This is a genomic window from Agromyces salentinus (assembly GCF_009749395.1).
Classification (GTDB): Bacteria; Actinomycetota; Actinomycetes; order Actinomycetales; family Microbacteriaceae; genus Agromyces; species Agromyces salentinus.
The window spans coordinates 73,378-87,408 of the sequence record NZ_WBIR01000016.1 but is presented as its reverse complement, the minus strand read 5'-3'; the positions used below and the strand labels follow the sequence as shown (position 1 = coordinate 87,408).

The 14,031-nt window shown below is 72.5% G+C and carries 13 protein-coding genes and 2 pseudogenes; 8 read left to right on the top strand and 7 right to left on the bottom strand.

Annotation, left to right across the window (positions count from 1 at the left end):
- Window positions 1-272 precede the first annotated feature (272 nt).
- Window positions 273-1,811: pseudogene (gene hutH, locus GQQ95_RS14550) on the bottom strand (histidine ammonia-lyase); the annotation flags it as partial.
- On the opposite strand from hutH, the pseudogene GQQ95_RS19820 reads away from it, so the two are divergent.
- The 4 genes and pseudogenes from GQQ95_RS19820 to GQQ95_RS14535 all read left to right on the top strand — a co-directional run.
- Window positions 1,753-1,884, top strand: a pseudogene (locus GQQ95_RS19820) (hypothetical protein); the annotation flags it as partial. The pseudogenes hutH and GQQ95_RS19820 sit on opposite strands and share 59 nt — an antisense overlap.
- 47 nt (window positions 1,885-1,931) lie before the next feature.
- Window positions 1,932-2,720: an IclR family transcriptional regulator gene (locus GQQ95_RS14545; protein ID WP_157428389.1), complete on the top strand. Its 789-nt coding sequence runs from the start codon at window positions 1,932-1,934 to the stop codon at window positions 2,718-2,720.
- A gap of 97 nt (window positions 2,721-2,817) precedes the next feature.
- On the top strand, window positions 2,818-3,510 hold the full coding sequence (locus GQQ95_RS14540; protein WP_157428388.1) for a DedA family protein: 693 nt from the start codon (window positions 2,818-2,820) through the stop codon (window positions 3,508-3,510).
- 108 nt (window positions 3,511-3,618) lie between these two features.
- Window positions 3,619-4,836, top strand: a complete 1,218-nt coding sequence (locus GQQ95_RS14535; RefSeq protein ID WP_157428387.1) for a hypothetical protein — start codon at window positions 3,619-3,621, stop codon at window positions 4,834-4,836.
- 34 nt (window positions 4,837-4,870) lie between these two features.
- Here the strand turns inward: GQQ95_RS14535 and GQQ95_RS14530 are convergent, their stop codons facing one another.
- The gene (locus GQQ95_RS14530) at window positions 4,871-5,470 is read right to left on the bottom strand and encodes an antibiotic biosynthesis monooxygenase (RefSeq protein WP_157428386.1); all 600 of its coding nucleotides are present in this window, start codon (window positions 5,468-5,470) and stop codon (window positions 4,871-4,873) included.
- A 147-nt stretch (window positions 5,471-5,617) separates the two neighbouring features.
- Between GQQ95_RS14530 and GQQ95_RS14525 the strand changes: the two genes are divergently transcribed.
- Window positions 5,618-6,046, top strand: a complete 429-nt coding sequence (locus GQQ95_RS14525; protein WP_157428385.1) for a cupin domain-containing protein — start codon at window positions 5,618-5,620, stop codon at window positions 6,044-6,046.
- A gap of 13 nt (window positions 6,047-6,059) precedes the next feature.
- Here GQQ95_RS14525 and GQQ95_RS14520 read toward each other — a convergent pair whose 3' ends face one another.
- From GQQ95_RS14520 to sigK, 3 genes are all read right to left on the bottom strand, one after another.
- Entirely contained in the window at window positions 6,060-7,688 is a 1,629-nt protein-coding gene (locus tag GQQ95_RS14520; protein WP_246205541.1) for an MFS transporter, read from the bottom strand.
- Window positions 7,689-7,805: 117 nt separating this feature from the next.
- Window positions 7,806-8,639 carry an anti-sigma factor gene (locus tag GQQ95_RS14515; protein WP_157428384.1) on the bottom strand — a complete coding sequence of 278 codons (834 nt, stop codon included), beginning with the start codon at window positions 8,637-8,639 and terminating at the stop codon, window positions 7,806-7,808.
- Window positions 8,636-9,226, bottom strand: a complete 591-nt coding sequence (gene sigK / locus GQQ95_RS14510) for an ECF RNA polymerase sigma factor SigK (RefSeq protein ID WP_157428383.1) — start codon at window positions 9,224-9,226, stop codon at window positions 8,636-8,638. Before sigK ends, GQQ95_RS14515 begins: the two co-directional genes overlap by 4 nt.
- Before the next feature lie 287 nt (window positions 9,227-9,513).
- Between sigK and GQQ95_RS14505 the strand changes: the two genes are divergently transcribed.
- The 3 genes from GQQ95_RS14505 (at window position 9,514) to GQQ95_RS14495 (ending at window position 11,292) form a co-directional block, all read left to right on the top strand.
- On the top strand, window positions 9,514-10,176 hold the full coding sequence (locus GQQ95_RS14505) for a fasciclin domain-containing protein (protein ID WP_157428382.1): 663 nt from the start codon (window positions 9,514-9,516) through the stop codon (window positions 10,174-10,176).
- Between the two features lie 98 nt (window positions 10,177-10,274).
- The gene (locus tag GQQ95_RS14500; protein WP_157428381.1) at window positions 10,275-10,691 is read left to right on the top strand and encodes a DUF4383 domain-containing protein; all 417 of its coding nucleotides are present in this window, start codon (window positions 10,275-10,277) and stop codon (window positions 10,689-10,691) included.
- A gap of 10 nt (window positions 10,692-10,701) precedes the next feature.
- A complete protein-coding gene (locus GQQ95_RS14495; RefSeq protein WP_157428380.1) occupies window positions 10,702-11,292 on the top strand; it encodes a hypothetical protein in 591 nt (196 codons plus the stop codon).
- A gap of 228 nt (window positions 11,293-11,520) precedes the next feature.
- Here GQQ95_RS14495 and GQQ95_RS14490 read toward each other — a convergent pair whose 3' ends face one another.
- Window positions 11,521-12,528, bottom strand: coding sequence for a YihY/virulence factor BrkB family protein (locus GQQ95_RS14490; protein WP_170297078.1), 1,008 nt, complete (start codon window positions 12,526-12,528; stop codon window positions 11,521-11,523).
- 124 nt (window positions 12,529-12,652) lie between these two features.
- Window positions 12,653-13,708 (bottom strand): alpha/beta hydrolase, encoded by a 1,056-nt coding sequence (locus GQQ95_RS14485; RefSeq protein ID WP_170297077.1) that lies wholly within the window; start codon window positions 13,706-13,708, stop codon window positions 12,653-12,655.
- Window positions 13,709-14,031 lie beyond the last annotated feature (323 nt).

The window sequence follows — 14,031 nt, the reverse complement described above, 5'->3', positions numbered from 1 at the left end:
CGCCCACGAGCCCGATGGTCAGGGTGAGCGTGACCGCAGATGCCGCGAGGCTTGCGCGCCTTCCCCTGCGCACCGCGATGGTGCGAGGGCTCGGGAAGAAAGAACGCGGCTTCGTCATCAGGTCCATTTCGTGCAGGCGGCTCGGCACCGACCGGTCTCAGTCTGGCACCGGGCATCCCCGTTCACAACCACCCGTTCGGGCCTTGCGGCCCCTGTTCGGGGGTCCCCGACGCGAGCTCTGCGCGAACGGGCAGCCCCGGTTTCACCCGTTGTCAGCCGAGTCCTGCACCGACGGACGAGGCGGCGACGGCCCGTACGGCGCCGGTCGCCACGAGTGCGCTCACGGCCTCGATCTCGGGGGAGAGGAACCGGTCCGGGCCGGGAACGGCGCCCACCCCGGCGACGAGCGAGACCACGCCGGCCGTGGCCGGCCCTGGCTCGAGCGGCGCGCGAAGGGCGAGACCGCGCGCGCCCGTCATGACCTCGATGGCAAGCACGCGCGCGAGCCCGTCGACGGCGCGCCGCAGCTTGCGCCCGGCGGCCCAGCCCATCGACACGTGGTCCTCCTGCATGGCGGACGACGGGATCGAGTCGACCGACGCCGGTACGGCGAGCCGCTTGAGCTCCGAGACGATGCCCGCGGCCGTGTACTGCGCGATCATGAGTCCCGAGTCGACGCCGACCTCGTGCGCGAGGAACGGCGGCAGGCCCTGGCTGCGGGCCCGGTCGAGGAACCGGTCGGTGCGCCGCTCGCTCATCGAGGCGACATCCGCCACCGCGATCGCGAGGAAGTCGAGCACGTACGCGACGGGTGCCCCGTGGAAGTTGCCGTTGGACTCGACGCGGCCGTCGGGCGTGAGCACGGGGTTGTCGATCGCGCTCGCGAGCTCGGCTTCGGCGACGGATGCCGCGTGCTCGAGCGTGTCCCGGGCGGCGCCGTGCACCTGGGGTGCGCAGCGCAGCGAGTAGGCGTCCTGCACGCGGGTGCACTCGGGCCCCTTGTGGCTCGCGACGATGGGGGAGCCGGCGAGCAGCCGTCGGAGGTTGCCCGCCGAGACCGCCTGCCCGCGCTGGGGACGCAGGCGGTGCAGGTCCTCGGCGAAGACCGCGTCCGTGCCGAGCAGCCCCTCCACGCTCATGGCGGCGGCGACGTCGGCCGTGGTGAGCAGCATCCGCAGGTCGTCGATCGCGAGCGCGAGCACGCCGAGCATGCCGTCCGTGCCGTTGATGAGCGCGAGGCCCTCCTTCTCGCCGAGGCGCAGTGGCGCGATGCCGGCCGCGGCGAGGGCGGCCGCGGCATCCGTCGCCTCGCCGGATGCGTCGCGTGCCTCGCCCTCGCCCATCGCGACGAGTGCGCAGTGCGCGAGCGGCGCGAGGTCGCCCGAGCAACCCAGCGAGCCGTACTCGCGCACGACCGGGGTGATGCCGGCGTTCAGGATCGCCGCGTACGTCTCGGCGGTCGCGCGGCGCACGCCCGTGCGCCCGGTCATGAGGGTCGACAGGCGGAGCAGCATCAGCGCGCGCACGACCTCGCGCTCGACCTCGGCGCCGGAGCCCGCGGCGTGCGAGCGCACGAGGCTCGCCTGCAGCTGCGCCCGGCGATCCTCGGCGATGAAGGTCGTGGCGAGGGCGCCGAAGCCCGTCGAGATCCCGTAGTGCGGCTCGGGGTCGGCGGCGAGGCCCTCGATGATCGCGCGGCTGCGCTCGACCTCCACGAGTGCCGCGGGATCGAGGACGACGGATGCCCCGTGCCTCGCGACCGCGACGACGTCGTCGATGCCGAGCGGGCCGGCGCCGACGGTGACGGATGCCGCAGCGGAGGTGGCAGGGGCGGGCGCGATGGTGCTCATGCCCTCCATTCCAGCGCGCGGTCGCGCGTGCGCGAACGGCCGGGAGTACGCTGGCGTCCGGGATTCCAGACGGGAGGACGCATGGCGACGCCCTCGAAGGTGCCCGCGGCCGACCAGACGCTCGCGATCCTCAGCCACCTCGCGGCCCAGCGCGGCCCCGTGCCCGCCGCGACCATCGCGCAGGCGCTCGGAATCCCGCGCTCGACCGCGTACCACCTCCTCGCCGTCATGGCCGAGCGCGGCTTCGTCGTGCACCTGCCCGAGGAGCGCCGGTACGGCCTCGGCATCGCCGCGTTCGAGCTCTCGAGCGGGTTCAGTCGCCAGCAGCCCCTCGCGCGGCTCGGACGTCCGCTCGTGGCATCCGCCGTCGACCGGCTCGGCGAGTCCGGCCACCTCGCCGTGCTGCACGGGCGGGACGTGCTCTACCTCGTCGAGGAGCGCGCGCCGCGGCGGCCGTCGCTCGTGACCGACGTGGGCGTGCGCCTGCCCGCGCACCTCACCGCGACCGGCCGGGCCATGCTCGCGCAGCTGCCCCCGGCGCAACTGCGGGCGCTGTACCCGGATCGCGCGGCGTTCGCGTCGCGGCATCCGTCACCGGCGACCGGGCCGGATGCCGCGGAGTGGACCTACGGGCGCCTGAAGCGCGTGCTCGCCGAGGTCCGCCTGCGCGGCTGGGCCGCCGAGGACGGCGAGGTCACGCCCGGGCTCGCATCCGCCGGCGCACCGGTCCTCGACCACCTCGGCTGGCCGGCGGCGGCGATCGCCGTGACGTACCCCGACGACGCGGGCGCGGCCCTGCGCGACCGGGTCGTGGCCGAGGTGCTCGAGGCCGCCTCGACGCTGGCCCGGCGCATCGGCGGCGGGCGCTGACCGAACGGTCGCGCACCCCGGACGCCCAGCCGACGTTCACCCGCGGCCGATAGCGTGGCGACGCCGACGACCATCGACCGCCGACCATCGGAGCCGCATGACTCCCCTGACGACCCTTCCCCTCGAGACCGCCGACCACGGCTTCACGGGCCTCACCGGCTTCGCCGCCGACATCCTGAACGCCATGGGCGATGTCGGCGTGGGCGTGCTCGTGTTCCTCGAGGTCCTCGTCCCGCCGATCCCGAGCGAGGTGATCCTGCCGTTCGCGGGCTACCTCAGCCAGGCGGGCGACCTGCACCTCGGCTGGCTCATCGCGTGGTCGACGCTCGCGTCGGTGCTCGGAGCGCTGCTGCTCTACGCGCTCGGCGCGGTGATCGGCATCCGGAGGGCGATCGACTGGGTCGCGTGGACCCGGCTCGTCAGCCGCAGCGACCTCGAACGCGGTGCCGAGTGGTTCCATCGGCACGGACGCTGGTCCGTGCTGTTCGGCCGGATGATCCCGGGCGTTCGCAGCCTCATCTCTCTGCCGGCGGGCGCCGACCGGATGCCGCTGACGACCTTCGTGCTCTTCACGGCGCTCGGGTCCGCGCTCTGGAACTCCCTGCTCATCGGCGTGGGCGCCGCGCTCGGCACCCAGCACGAGCTGCTCGACCAGTGGCTGCAGTACCTGGACGTCCTCGTCTACGGCGCGATCGCGATCGCCCTCGTGGTGCTCGTCGTGCGGCGCATCCGCGAGCACCGGGCTTCCGGCGCGGCATCCGACGGCGACGCGGCGAGCGACGGGGCCTGACGGCAGCAGCCGTTACGCAAGCGTGATGGTTCCGCGTGGTTCGCGGGCACCGGCTCGGATACAGTCGTCCAGCCGTGCAGTACGGCCCTGAACGAAACGGCTGACCGCATGACCGACGCGACCGACCCCACGCACGCCCTGCCGCCCACCGACACGACTGAGCTCGTCGCCGGCGCGCCCGGCCCGGTCGTGCGTCGTCGGAGCACCTGGTGGATTCCGGTGCTCGGCGTCGCAATCGCGGTGCTCGGAGCGGCGGGAACCCACCTCCTCGCGGGTTCGGTCGCCGACTCCGTCCGAAACGAGCACATCGCGAAGGTGGCCGCGATCGAGGAGCAGGCCTCCGCCGCCCGCGGTGACCTCCGGGCCGCGATCACGCGCGCCGGCAGCGCGGGCGAGCAGGGCCAGGCGATGGCGGCCGTCGTGGTGTCAGGCGTCGGCGGCGCCGAGCTCGCGACGGAGCTCGACGAGCTCTCCGAACGCGCTCTCGAACTCGCGGAGACCGACGTGCCCGAGGGGGCGGCACCGATCGCCTACGACCAGGGCACGCTGCGACCGGCCTGGATCAGCGTCATCGAACTGCTCGAGACCCGCGACCGGGGCGTGCTCCTCCTCGGCGAGCTCGAGGACCTCGCGGCGACCGCCGACGAGGTCGACGCATCGGCGGTGAGCGCGGATGCCGCGCGGACCTCGTTCTACGCCTCGGCGGCGACGAGCGGCAGCGAACTGCTCGCCGCCAACCAGGTCGCCACGTACGAGACGCGTATCGCCGTGCAGCACGGCATCGACCAGGAAGGCGACGACTGGTTCGAGGCTCCCGACAGCGCAGGTGCCTACACGAGGCTCGCGACCGCGGTCGAGGCCATGCGGGCCTCCGCCGGTTCCGAGAGCGCACGCCGAGCGGATGCCGCCTACGCGGAGCACGGCCCGGTCGAGGAGTTCGCCCGATCCATCGCCCGTGGCGTGAACCTCGACTTCAGCTGGGCGCACGTGGTCAATGATCGCTCGAGTGACGAGTGGTACGCCGGCAACGCCACCTACCGGTACACGGACGGCGGCTGGGCCTCGATCCAGCTGAGCCACAGCATCGGCTGGGAGTTCGACGCCGACGTCAACGCGAAGGCGGTCGTCGTGCACGAGGTCGGGCACACGCAGGTCGTCCGTCCCGAATGCGCTCCGATCTTCACCGGTCCGGTGTTCGGTCGCGATGACGAGATGTGGGCCACGGCGTGGGCGATCGCCGCCGGGTACGACGTGCCCGGGTCGGGCATCGAGGCCTATGGCCGCCCCTCCGACGCGCAGATCGCCGAAGCCGCGAAGTGCCTCTGATTCCCGGAACCGGACGCCGGCCCGCGGCATCCGCTCAGGTGGTGCGCGGAGCGAGCCAACCGCGCAGCGAGCGCGTGATGAACGGCAGCACCCAGTAGGTCATGATGGGCGTCAGCACGAGCGTCATCGACAGCACCCTGAGCCAGAGCGGTAGCCCGCCCCAGAACGGCACCGGCGAGAGCAGGTAGCTGAACGCGAGGTTCACCGGGAAGAAGCCGAGCCAGATCGTGACGGCCTGCTTCCAGCGCGGCGGCGCGGGGGGCAGTTCCTCGGCGTCGGATGCCGCGTCCGCATCGACCACCGGCACGGAGCCGGTCGGCGGCTCGTCGAACCAGCCCTCGATGCCGGTGCGTCGACGGCTGCGCTCGGAGCGCACGAGGCCCTCGCCGGTGGCGAGCCAGGCCGCGCGCTCGTCGGAGTGCTCCCACGCGTCGAGCGTCGCCTCGCTCGAGAAGCGGTAGAGGACGTGCCAGACGTCGGAGTCCTCGGCCTGACGCACCCAGCCCGAGCCGAGGAACCCGGGGAAGCGGTTCGCCCGATTGATGCCCGCCTGCACCCAGTCGGTCACCTCGGGGACGCGATCGGGGTCGACCTCGCGGCGGATCGAGACGGTGACGGGTTGGTTCGGGGTCATGGGTGGTGGCCTCTCGTGGCCCGCCGGGGTGGTGCGGGGATCTGAGCGAAGGCCGCGGGGGCCCTCGGTGTTCCGTGAGCCCCCTCGGCGTGCTCCAGTGTAGGCAACCGCGGTTACGCGTGCATTTCGCGTCGATAGGCTGCGACGGTGAGCGGATATCAGGTACTGGACATCGGTGGCCTCGACGACTGGAGGTCGCACTACGGAGGCTTCCGGCCCGACAGCTCCCGCGACGGCCGGCGCGTCGTCGACCACGAGCTCACGATGCAGTACATCGGCATGACCGCGAACGCGCTCGAACCCGGCGAGCAGGCCGGCTACTGGCACCGTCACGCGAGCGTCGAGGAGCTCTACGTGTTCCTCGAGGGGCGTGGACAGCTGGCCCTCGACGACGAGGTGGTCGAGGTCGGCCCCGGCACCGCGGTACGGGTCGGGCAGGGCGTCTGGCGCACGTGGCGTTGCCGTCCCGACAGCGAGGGGCAGCTGCGCTGGCTCTGCATCCGCGCCGGCGGCACCGAGCTTCCCCAGTTCCCCGACGACTCCGAGCGCGGTGGCGACCGGCCGATGCCCTGGTAGGGAGCCGTCCCGCTCACTCCGCCGACGGGTCGGGGATCTCCTGCGGCCGGTACTTCGGCAGCCGGGAGGCCGGAAGCGCGGCGATGGCGCTGAGGCCCGCGAGGATCAGGAATCCGAGCCGCAGGGTGTGCAGGCGCTCCTCCTCATTCAGCGCGACGGCGGCGTCGATCTGGGCGGGGCTCGCGGTCGTCTCCTCGAGCACGCCGCGGAGTTCGTCGTTGCTGACGAAGTTCACGGTGTCGAGGTCGACCTGGGAGACGAGCTCGTCCGGCAGTTCCGGGTGCTCGGCCACCGCGTTGCCCACGTTCAGGGTCAGCATGGTGACCAGCAGCGCGCCCATCACGGCCGTCCCGACCGCGGAGGCGAGGTTCTGGGTGGTGCCGCGGATCGAGCCGACGTCGCCCGCCAGCTCCTTCGGCGCCGAGGTGACGAGCACGTTGAACACGAGCGTGACGAGCGCGCCCTGGCCGATGCCGAAGACCACGAGGCCGAGGATCGTGGGCAGCGTCTCCCAGTTGTTCGTGACCACGAGCGAGAGCCAGAGCAGGGCGATGGTCGTGAGCCCGAACGAGAACAGCGCGATCGTGCGCGGGCTGTAGCGCCGGTAGAACCGCACGATCAGGGTGGCCGTGACGAAGACGGTCAGGTTGAACGGCATCATCGCGAGCGAGGTGTCGAACGGCGTGCGGCCCTGCACCACCTGGATGTAGGTCGGCACCGTGAAGTTCACGGCCGCCTCCATCGACACGATGATGAACATGGCGTAGACCGCGGCCCGCTCGCGCGGGTGGCGGAGCACGCTGAGGTCGACGAGCGGAACGAGGCCGCGCCGCATGCGCCGCCTCGTCCAGAGGAAGAAGCACTGGCCGAGCACGATGCCGACCACCACGAACACCGGCGCGGGTGAGAGGCCGATGACGTCGAACGGCGCGCCGGGCTCGGCGAGCAGGATGCCCCACGAGTTGAGGTTGTTGAATCCGAGGGTCAGGAGCACGATCGCCGCGCCGATGAGCACGGAGGCGACGAGGTCGATGCGCACCGACTTGTCGCCGCGATCCGAGCGCAGGCCGAAGCTCAGCGCGAACACCGCGATCGCGAGCGCGAGCGTGATGAAGAAGATCGGCCGCCAGCCGACGAGCGTGCCCAGCGTGCCGCCGATGAGGAATGCGCTGATGCCCGAGAACGCCCTCGCCGAGCCGAGGGAGCCGACGGCCGTGGCCTGCTGGGTCCCGCGGTAGTTCTCGGCGATCAGGGCGACGAGCGCCGGCACGATGATCGCCGCCGCGGAGCCGGCCAGCGCCTGACCGGCGATCGCCCACCCGATCGTGGGGGAGAAGATCATGATCAGCGAGGATGCCGCGAACACGACGAGCACGCACCGGAAGATGAGTACCCATCCGATGCGCTGGCCGAGCTTCGCGCCCGTCATCACCAGGGCGGCGACCGCGAGCCCGTACACGACGATCGTGGTGCTGGCCACGGTCGGCGGAACGCCGAAGTCCTCGACCATGCCACCGAGCGAGATCGGCAGCGCCGAGACGTTGAACGACATCAGCACCTGGGCGAGGAAGAGCCCCACCATCGGCGCCCACGAACGTCGTTCACCGGCCTGCACCTGCCCGGTCGTCATGGAATCGGTCATCGGTAGCCCCCCTCGCCGCCCGCGGGCGTGCGGACGCCACCAGTCTGGGGCAGTGGGTCGCCGCATCGCGCGCAGTCGGGCGAAACGCACCCGTGTCGCGGGCGCCGGTGCCCGCGGTCAGGTCTGGATGACCGCGACGGGCTCGGTGGTGGGCTGCTCCGAGCCGCCGGCCGGCTCGACGGTGATGCCGACGACGACGCCGGGGGCGAAGTCGCCCTCGAGGACGCGCCACGTCTCGCCGTCGCCCGGCACGTCGAAGGTGCCCGCCGACACGGGACCGGACTCGTCGATGTACCAGAGCTCGTAGGTCTCCTCGTCGCCGAGCTGCTCGAGCCCGTCGACGAGCACCGCGCTGCGACCCAGCTCTGCCGAGGAGACGAGGGTGACCTCGCCGCCGCCCGCGACCTCGGCGGTCGTCTGCTGCGCGTCGGGTGCCGCGGCGATGGTGCTCATCTCGCGTTCCGCACCCCAGCCGTTGGGCCCGAACCAGTTGGCGCCGACGACGACGCTCGTGATCAGGAGCACGGCGGCCGCAGCCGACGACAGCGCGATCGCAAGGCGGCGGCGGGAACGGCGCTCGCCGAGGTCGGCGACGGGCGCCGGCTCGGCGCGGACCGGCTCGGCCGGCGCGAACGGCGCCGGCTCCGCGACATCCGCTCGGCCCTGGGGGGCCGCGGGTCCGGCGGCGCGCTGCTCCTGCGGGGCGGAGTCCAGGCGGTCGAACAGGCCGGCCTTCAGCGAGGGCGGGGGAGCCAGCGGCGCGACGTCGTCGCCGAGGCCCGCGGCGATGGCGCGGAACGAGTCGACCTCGGCCTGCAGCTCGGGCGAACCGGGAAGGGCGCGCTCGAACCGGGCGCGCTCGAACTCGTCGAGGGCGTCGAGGGCGTACGCCGGTGCGAGGTCGATGAGCTCGCGCAGTTCGTCGCCCGCCGGGCCGTCGGATGGGTTCATGTCGTCACCCCCAGGAGGTCTCGTAGTCGGATCATGCCATCGCGCAATCGGGTCTTCACCGTGCCCAGCGGCACGTCGAGTCTCGTCGCGATCTCGGATTGCGTGCAGCCTCCGTAGTACGCGAGGGAGATGCATTCCCGCTGTGCCGCCGGAAGCGAGGTGAGCGCCTCGGCGACCCGTTCGTGCTCGATCGCGATCTCGGCCGCCTCCGCGACGTCGTCGACCGGCACGTCGAGGTCGCGGATGCCGACCTTCAGGTCGCGATCGCGCGAGGACTGCGAGGCCCGGACCCGGTCGACCGCGCGGCGGTGCGCCAGCGTCAGCAACCACGGGATCGCCGCGCCCCGTTCGGGATCGAACCGGGCGGCCGTCTGCCATGCCTCGAGGAACACGTCCTGCGTCACCTCCTCGGCCTGCGCCGCGTCGACGAGCAGGCGTCGCACGAGGCCGAAGACCCGCGCCGCCGTGGCGTCGTAGAGGAGGCTGAAGGCGTCGCGGTCGCCGGCCGCCGTGGCGAGGAGGAGGTCCTCGAGCGCACGGGCGTGCCCACCGGGCTGCTCAGCGACGTCGACCACGCACCCAAGCATGACAGAGGCGTGCCCGCCCGGCCGCCCCTTGCGGGACGGCGCCGGTCGTGAGAGGAGGGCATGGGTCATCCGAACGTGGAGGGGGCGTGGTCGGCACCGGCCGGTGCATCGACGGGAAAGGCGGTCACAGGGGGCACCTCGTTTCGAGTGTCACCTGGTATTCGGAGCCGACGCCCGAACCGATTGGTTCGGAGGAATCCGGAAATCCGTCCAATCCGATCGCGAACCCCCTCCGAATCCCTCCTGTCGACCCGCTCCGGGCCGTCCACTACGAAGGAGGAGATCCGATGCGATCGATCCGCAGCACCCGTACCGCACTCGCCGTGTTCTCGATCACGGCCGTCGCCATGCTCGGCCTCGCCGGCTGCAGCGCAGGTGGCAGCACCTCGGCGGAGTCCGAGGAGCCCACCATGTCCGAAGAGGCCGCCGCCCCCACGGAGGAGGCCATGGACCCGGCAGCCGACCTCGTCGGCACCGGCTGCGCCGCCTACGCCGAAGCCGTCCCGGACGGCGAGGGCTCGGTCGCCGGCATGGCCGAGGACCCGGTGGCCGTCGCGGCATCCAACAACCCGATCCTGACCACGCTCACCGCGGCGGTCTCGGGTCAGCTGAACCCCGACGTCGACCTCGTCGACACCCTGAACGGCGATGAGTTCACCGTCTTCGCTCCGGTCGACGACGCCTTCGCGAAGATCGATCCCGCCACGATCGAGGCGCTGAAGACCGACTCGGAGACCCTGACGTCGATCCTCACGTACCACGTGGTGCCCGGCCAGCTCTCGCCCGATGAGGTCGCCGGCACGCTGACGACCGTGCAGGGCGGCACCGTCGAGGTGACCGGTTCTGGCGACGACCTGATGGTCAACGACGCCGCGGTCATCTGCGGCGGCGTGCACACCGCCAACGCGACCGTCTACCTCATCGACACGGTGCTGATGCCGGCCATGTAGCCGCCTCGCGGGGTGCTCCGCCGATCGGTGGAGCACCCCGCACCGGAACGGAACGTCATCGTCGCGGCATCCGCTGCGCCACCTGAGGAGGAATCATCATGGGAAGCTCTGTCAATCGCATCGTCGGCGTCGTGTTCGGTGCCGTCTACCTGGTCGTCGGCCTGCTGGGCTTCGCCGTCACCGGCGGCGTCGGCTTCATCGCCACCGATGGCGGGCTGCTGCTCGGCATCTTCGAGGTGAACCCGCTGCACAACATCGCGCATCTGCTGATCGGTGCGGCGCTGCTCATCGCCGGCATCGCGAGCACCCGTGCCGCCAAGGCGACGAACTCGGTCGTCGGGGCCGCGTACCTGCTGCTCGGCATCGTCGGGTTCTTCCTGGCCGGCACCGCCGCGAACATCCTCGCGCTGAATACGGCCGACCACTTCCTGCACCTCGCGAGCGCGCTCGTGCTGCTCGGAGTCGGCGTCGGAGCCGAGCGCGCGGTCTCCTCGAACCGCACGGCGACGGCCTAGGGAGCCGGCCGTGCTGGCACTGGTGGTCCTCACGCGAAGCTGGCCCATGTTCGCCGCCCTCGGCGCCGGGCTCGTGCTCACCGCGGTGGGCGCCGGTGCCCTGGGCTCATCGGGCTGGGGAACCGCGGCGGCCGTCGTCCTCGTCGGGAGCGGCCTCGCCGCCCTCGGCTGGGGCGTGGCGGCACTGCGGGCGGCTCGAGTGCCCGCCCCCGGCGTCACGCTCCTCGTGTCGCTGGTGCTGATCGCGGCGTCCGGGGCGGTCATCGCCTCGGGCGCCGCCCCGGCGGTGGGCATCGCGGTGCTGCCCCTGCTCGTCGCCGACCTGTTCGTCGTGGTCGTCGCGGTCGGTGCCGCGGCGACGGTGCGGAGCCGACGCGGAGGGCCGACGGATGCCGCATCCGGGCGCCCTCCGGTCGAGGTCGGCGCCGTCCGGGGCCGGCGCTCCGGCGGGCCGGCCGCAACGGCCATCGGCATGGTGATCGGGGCGGCGCTCGTCGCGGCCCTGGCGACACCCGCCCTCGCCGCGACCGATGCCGGCGAGGACGCCGTGCCGCACGGCGAACTGCACGGCAACCTGCACGGCGACTCCGTGCACCACTGACTCCGTCTCCCCGCGTGCCGGCGACGCGCGCGGAGGAGGCGGACCCAAAGCGGCCCCGGGGACCCCGAACCCCGGGGCCGCGCTTCATCGAAGTCGGGTCCCACGAGCGGCCCGCCGCGCCTCGGTCTGGGGGCGCGGCGGGTCATCCCGTGCGCCGGGTCGGCGCCACTCGGCCGGAGGCCCGGCCCGTCCGCGCTCGCGGCGTCCCGCGGCGCGGCGCGGCTCGAGCTACACGAACGTCTCGGTATCGGCAGGCGGGCGGAGCTCGGCGGCCGCGCGCACATCCGCCTCGCGTTGCTGCCGGTTCTTGCGGATCATCCGATCGTCGCGGAGCGGCAGGTGGAGGTGCTCCTCGGCCGGGATGCCCGAGCGAAGCTGGCGCACCCGCTCCACCTCGGTGTCGAGCACCGCGCCGAACATGATCGCGAGGTTCGACAGCCAGAACCAGAGCATGAACGCCACGGCCACCCCGAGGACCCCGTAGTTGCGTTCGTACGTGCCGAAGCTCAGGGCGTACCAGCCGAACAGCGCGGTCGCGATCGCCCACGCGAGCAGCGCCCCGGTCGCGCCGACGCTGAACCACCGGAAATTCCGGCGCCGCACGTTCGGCGTCGCCCAGTACAGGAGGGCGAGGGTCACCGCCGCCAGGGCGATCACGACGGGCACCTTCGCGAGGTCCCACCAGAAGACCACGCCCTCGTCGAGCCCGAGCGTCCGCGCGGCGGCATCCGCGATCGGCCCGCTGAGGAGCAGGAGCAGGCCGATCGCCCCACCGAGCACGAGCACCGCGACGGCGGTCAGGAGCATGAGCGGACGCGAGGTCCAGAACGCGCGCCCCTCGCCGACGTTCAGGATGCGGTTCATGCCGCGCCCGAAGACGCCGAGATAGCCCGACGTGGTCCACAGCGCGCCGGCGAGGCCGACGATGATCGCGAACCACTGGTTCGAGGCGTCGAGCAGTTGCTCGATCGGCTGGCCGAGGGCGCCGACGATCGAGCCCCCGCCCAGGTCGGAGACGACTGCCAGCACGTCGCGGGTCACCTCTTGCGCCGTGCCGAACGCGCCGAGGATGGCCAGGCCTGCGAGCGTGGCCGGGAACACCGTCAGCACCGCGTAGTACGTGAGCGCCGACGCGATGTCGGCCGACTGGTTGATGCGGAACTCGTGCCAGGTGCGGATGGCGATCAGGCGCCACTCGTGCCTCGAGACCCGGATGGGGGAATCCTCGTGCGTCATCTGCGCCTTCCTCGGCTGAACGGCTCCCGCCGATGATCGCATCTCGCGTCGCCTCGGGTCGAGCGGTTGCCACGGGCGGATGCCGCGTGCCAGGCGGATGCCGCGTGCCGGTCGGACGCGGCGATCAGCCGAGGTGCGCGTGCAGGAACGCCGCGACGCGGGCGCGCATCGCCTCGTCGAGGATGCCGATCGAGTGCTCCGCCCCGGGCACGACGGCGAGCTCGACGGGGACGCCTCCCTCGGCGAGGTTCGCCGCGAGACGGCGGGACTGTCCGAGCGGGACCGCCTCGGCCTCGGCGTGGCCGATGAGGAATGGCGGGTCGCTCGCGTCGATGAAGGGTGCGGGCGAGGCATCCGTCGCCTGGGGGCACGCGTCGTCGTCGGCATCGGCCTCGCAGCCGAGGTAGGTCGCCACGATGCCGCGCAGCCAGGTCGAGGCCCCGTCGGCAGCCAGTTCGTCGGTCGTGAGTCCGACCGGCCCCGAGAGCTCGGCCACCGCCGCCACGCGGGAACCCGCGTCGAGGGCGCCCTCGCCGCGTGTGCCGAGCAGCGCCGCGAGATTGCCGCCCGCCGAACCGCCGAAGGCGCCGATGCGTGCGGGGTCGAGCCCGAAGCGGTCGAGCTGCTCGGGCGCGCGCAGCCATTCCACGGCCAGCGCGACGTCCTCGATGGCCGCCGGGAAGCGAACCTCGGGGACGAGGCGGTAGTTGACGGATGCCGCGACGAACCCCTCGCTCGCAAGCCACATGCAGACGTTGCGCCAGTCGGCGTTCGCCTTGTCGCCGCGGGCCCAGCTGCCGCCGTGGATCGAGATGACCGCGGGCAGCGCGGCCGCGCCGTCGGTCGTCAACTCGGCCGCCGCGACGGGTGCCGCCTCGGCGGGGGTGGACCCCGGACGGCAGACGTCGAGCGTCAGGACGGTGCCGTCGTCACGGACGCCGTACTCCAGGTCTTCGTCCACGAGGATTCCGGCAGGCGGCGCGAACGTGCGGATGCCCACGACCGCGGGGGTCGTGAGTTCGCTCGCGGCATCCGCACCCGAGGGGTCGATCTCACGCAGCTGACGGTGGAAGCCCGAGAGCGCGGACACGCCGACGACGGCCACGAGGGCGGCGGCGACGGCCACCAGGATCCGCCGCGCGCGGATGCCGGAGCCGCCTGCGTTTCGGGTCGAGGTCACCAGGGCTCCGGGTTCAGGGGTGCAGTGATGCTACTCCGCGTGCGGCGCGCGGCCAACTCGAAGGCGAGCGAGTCTCATCTGCGCGGTCGGCGGCGGGCAGGCTCGGCGGTTTCCCAGCGGCATCCGCTATCGTTGAGAGGTCGGTTCTGGACACCGCACGGGTTCGTGCGGATGGGTTTGTGAGTCCAGGGGCCGGTTTCGGGGCAGTCGCCCTCGAATAGTCACCGTATGTGAACGGCCCCGGTCGACGATGTTCCGGGTTCTCAGCGCGCCGCCCCGCGGCGGATCTGCCATGTACTTGAAGTAACCCAGAAAGCATCGCC